We start from the raw sequence: 4,205 nt of genomic DNA, 5'->3' as shown, positions 1-4,205 counted from the left end.
GTCCACTCACGCAATCGCTTTAAGACTTCAAGGCCGCTCAAATCGGGTAGACCCAGATCGAGAATAATGACATCAGGCCTGTGCTGCGCCGCCAGCACCATCCCTTCGTTTCCGTTGTTCGCGGTGGTGACGCGATAGCCGTTGGCTTCCAGCGAAACGGCCAGTAACCGCCGGATTTGCGGCTCGTCGTCAACCACAAGCGCGTTGAGCGGCGCTTTCGCGCTGGTGTTCACATTGTTTCCTCCGGGACCGTCGGCGCGTCAGGCACGGGGAATCGGATTGAAATGACCGCCCCGCTGCCGGCGCGGTTTGCGGCCCGTACGCGACCGCCCTGTGCTTCGATAAAGCCTTTCACAATGGCCAACCCCAAACCCGTGCCCCCTGGCTTCGAGCCGGGTGCCCGATGGAACAGATCAAACACCCGCTCAAGTTCGTTCGGCGGAAGGCCCGGTCCACGATCCGCGACTTCCAGAATCAATTCCCGATCTTCAACACGTGCGCCGATCTCGACGGGCGTTCCAAACCGAGTGTGGGTTGCCGAGTTGACTAGCAGATTGGCCAGCACCTGTTCCATCAATACGTAATCCAGTTTCATCAGCGGGAGTTCCGGCGCGATCCGCAGTTCGACGGGATGACCCGCCAGCAGACTCTCAACACTGCGCACCGCGACCTGCACCAGATCGGGCACGTCACACCAATCCAGCGCCGGTTTGATCTGGCCGGATTGGATCCGGGCCGCGCTCAACAAACTTTGAACGAGCCGGTTCAGCCGCGCGCTGGCGGATTCGATTTCGGCCGCCAGATTCGTTTGCGCGGATGTAAGCGCGCCCGACTCGCGCAGGCCGCTGGCCGCGCTCGAAATGGCCGCGATCGGCGTGCGCAATTCATGCGACACGGAATTGAGGAGAGTGCGGCCCAACTGCTCGGATTGCGCCAGCAGCTTTGCGCTGGTTTCCGCGTCGCGCAGCCGTTGGCGGTCCGTGACCAGCGCAATCTGACGGACAAAGCTGTCCAGCAAATTGCGTTGTTGCACGCTCAGGGATTGGCCGGAATGGAATCGCAGCGCGATCACACCGGAAGGTTTTCCGCCCGCACTTAACGGCAGATGAAGTCCTGTGGCCTGCCGCAATGTGTCGGTGAAGCGACCTGCGGGTTTGTCGTGTAGGAACGCCCACGCGGCGACAGCTTCCTCCTTTTCATCGAGCACCCACAGTCCGGCGGGATAGGGCGTGAGTTGCTCGTTTGCCTCCGGGTCGGGCAACAGCAAGGCCGCGTCAGCATCGAATGCCGCGCCCACCTCCCGGATGGCCACACTCAGGACTTGCGGGAAATCGGTCGCGCTGGCCAGTTCGCGCGTCAGTTGGTAGAGGGCCGACGCGCGCTGCTCGCGCTGCCGCTCGGCCCGTTGCTGGAGACGCAGCCGCGCGGTCATTTGCCCCGAGGCCAGAGCCACGAGAAAATACATCGCGAACATCATCGTATCGTGGAAGCCCTCGATGCGAAACGCGTAAAGCGGCGGCACGAACATAAAATTCCAGCACAGCGCCGTCAGCGTTGCGGCGAACAAATTCGGCCCGCGACCCACGAACATTGCCAGCACCACCACCGCCGAAAGATAAACCAGCGCCACCGCCTGGTAACCGATCAATCCCCGGACCGCCAGACCCAGAAGTGTCACGGCGACCACAACGCACAGCGCGGCCAGGTATTGTTTTCCCTGCGACTCGAAATGCACGAGTGTCCGGCGTGGTGCCGTTTGCGTTTCCGGTTTGTCCGCGCGCACCACCAGCACGTCAATGTCACCGCTCGCGTCCACGAGCCGTTGCAACACCGAACGACCGCGCCACGCTTCCAGCCAGCCGGCGCCGCCCGGTTTGCCGAAAACGATTTGCGAGACGTTGTGTTCGCGCGCCGCGTGCAGCAATCCCTGCACAACATCCTCGTCCGTCGTGGTGATGACTTCTGCTCCGAGTTCGCGGGCCAGCGCAAGGTTTTGGGCCAGTCGTGATTGTTCGGTTTCGCTCAACGGACGCGAGGTTTCCACATAGACGGCGAGCCACGGCGCTTGCAGACCGTCGGCTAGACGCCGCGTCCAGCGAATCAGCGACGCTGACAGCGGACTCGGACTGAGCGCGACCATCAATCGCACGCCCGTCTTCCATGGCCCGCCAGCGGCCTGAGCGCGGTGAAACTCCTGCGTTTCTTCGGCGACGTGATCGGCCACGAGCCGCAAGGCCAGTTCGCGCAACGCGGTGAGATTGCCAGGACGGAAGAAATTCGCCGCGGCGGCCTGTGCGCGTTCCTCCACATAGACTTTTCCGTCGCGCAGACGCTGCAACAAGTCGTCCGGTGGAAGATCAACCAGTTCGATCTCGGCTTCATCAAGCACCGAGTCCGGCACCGTCTCGTAAATGGTCGCCGTGGTGATCTGCCGAACCGTATCGGCGCGCGACTCGACGTGTTGAACGTTCAGCGTGGTGAACACGTCAATGCCCGCGTCGAGCAGTTCGAGCACGTCCTGCCAGCGTTTGGGATGGCGCGAACCGGGAGCGTTGGTGTGGGCGAGTTCGTCCACGAGGAGGAGCTGCGGCTTGCGCGCGAGCGCGGCGTCCAGATCGAACTCCTGCAACGCCACACTGCGATACTCGAGGGTCCTTCGAGGGATCGTTGGCAACCCTTGCGCGAGCGCGTCGGTTTCCTTCCGTCCATGAGTTTCGACATAGCCTGCGACGACATCGCGTCCCGACTTCGACTCGCGTTGCGCGGCTTCGAGCATCGCGTAGGTCTTACCCACGCCGGGGGACATGCCGAGGAAGACCTTGAGCCGACCGCGTTTCTTGGCGGCTTCCTCGCGCTGGATCGAACTCAACAGCGCGTCAGGATTGGGGCGGTCGCCATCGCTCACACGTTCAGCTTAACGAATCCCGCCGCAAGTTCAGCATTAAAACGTTCATGCGTAAGGCGGCAGGGCTGACTTGTCGCACGAAGTCAGACAAAGGCGGAAACCGAAGCTTTGATACGAATTTCACGAACTGCCACGAACTCAAATGCGCTGAAGGCGCTACGGAAATTAGCCCAGCGGTTGTCCCGAAAACTTTCGGGGCCACCCTCGGTAATCGTCCCACAAAAAATTTCCCTCTCCGCTCCCGCTTTGGGGGGAGGATTAAGGGTTAGGTGAGGGCTTGTCGGCATCGTGGGCTAACCGTGGTTTGATTTTCGACTCCTCACCCCGGCCCTCTCCTCGTTCGAGGAGGAGAGGGAGATATTATAAGGGACAATCAGCCCAGGGCGTTGCCCTGGGCTATCATCTGTCGGGCTTTCAGCCCTTTGAATCAGCACCAAAGCAAAAGACTACAGGCACGGATTTGAGAGGAACCAGGTCCACAATGGCAATTCGTCGTTGTCAGCGATTTTGGCCCGTGCGGTTTTCGTTTGTGGCGTGACCTCGCCAACTCGCACGGCAGCGAAGTGTTCGTACAGCGTTGCGTCGCGCCGGTCGGCACGAATAAAATCGCCCCTTGGTTCATAACTTATCGAGGGCCAGGTTGAGTTTGAGCACATTCACGCCCGGCTCGCCGAGAAAACCGAGATCGGGAGGGGCGGTGTTCTGCTGAATCAATTTGCGCACTTTGTCTTCGCCAAGATTCCGGGCTTTGGCGACGCGGGCGGTTTGCAATTCCGCGTTGCGCAGGCTGATGTGCGGGTCGAGGCCGCTGCCTGAACCGGTCACGGCGTCGGCGGGAACGGCGTCCGTTTCCTTCAAGCCGTTCTCGGTGCGGTAGGCGGCGATCCGATCCTTGATTGCGTCATTCAGCTTTTGCGACGTCGGGCCGAGGTTGCTGCCGCTGGAATTGGCAGCATCGTAGCCGTTGCCCGCCGCAGACGGACGCGGGTGAAAATACTTTTCAGAGGTGAATCCCTGGCAGAGCAATTCCGAGCCGCGCACCGTGCCATCCTTTTCCACAATCAAACTGCCATTGGCCTTATCGTGAAAGGCGACTTGCGCAATGCCAAACACAATCAATGGATAAAGTCCACAACAGACGACGGCGAGGATCAGTGTGGACATTACCGCGCCGCGAATTTCAGAGAATAATTCTTTCATGTGATTAAATGAGGTTCAGATGGGTGATGATGACATCTATGGCCTTGATACCGATAAACGGAATGATGACGCCACCCAGGCCGTAGATCAGCAGGTTGCG

The 4,205-nt window shown here is 60.4% G+C and carries 3 protein-coding genes; all 3 read right to left on the bottom strand.

Annotated elements, in window-relative coordinates; translation table 11 throughout:
- On the bottom strand, window positions 1-233 hold a 233-nt coding region (locus VN887_10345), incomplete at its 3' end, for a response regulator (protein ID HXT40411.1).
- Window positions 230-2,905 (bottom strand): sensor histidine kinase KdpD, encoded by a 2,676-nt coding sequence (locus VN887_10340; GenBank protein HXT40410.1) that lies wholly within the window; start codon window positions 2,903-2,905, stop codon window positions 230-232. The genes VN887_10340 and VN887_10345, both read right to left, overlap by 4 nt.
- A 618-nt stretch (window positions 2,906-3,523) precedes the next feature.
- On the bottom strand, window positions 3,524-4,105 hold the full coding sequence (gene kdpC, locus VN887_10335) for a K(+)-transporting ATPase subunit C (GenBank protein ID HXT40409.1): 582 nt from the start codon (window positions 4,103-4,105) through the stop codon (window positions 3,524-3,526).
- Between the last annotated feature and the right edge of the window lie 100 nt (window positions 4,106-4,205).

The organism is Candidatus Angelobacter sp. (assembly GCA_035607015.1).
GTDB lineage: Bacteria > Verrucomicrobiota > Verrucomicrobiia > Limisphaerales > AV2 > AV2.
This window is presented reverse-complemented; position numbering and strand designations above follow the sequence as displayed.

What these genes read in the sequence shown, in the direction of transcription:
- kdpC (HXT40409.1), bottom strand. Translation starts at nt 4,105, where the DNA reads ATGAAAGAATTATTCTCTGAAATTCGCGGCGCGGTAATGTCCACACTG.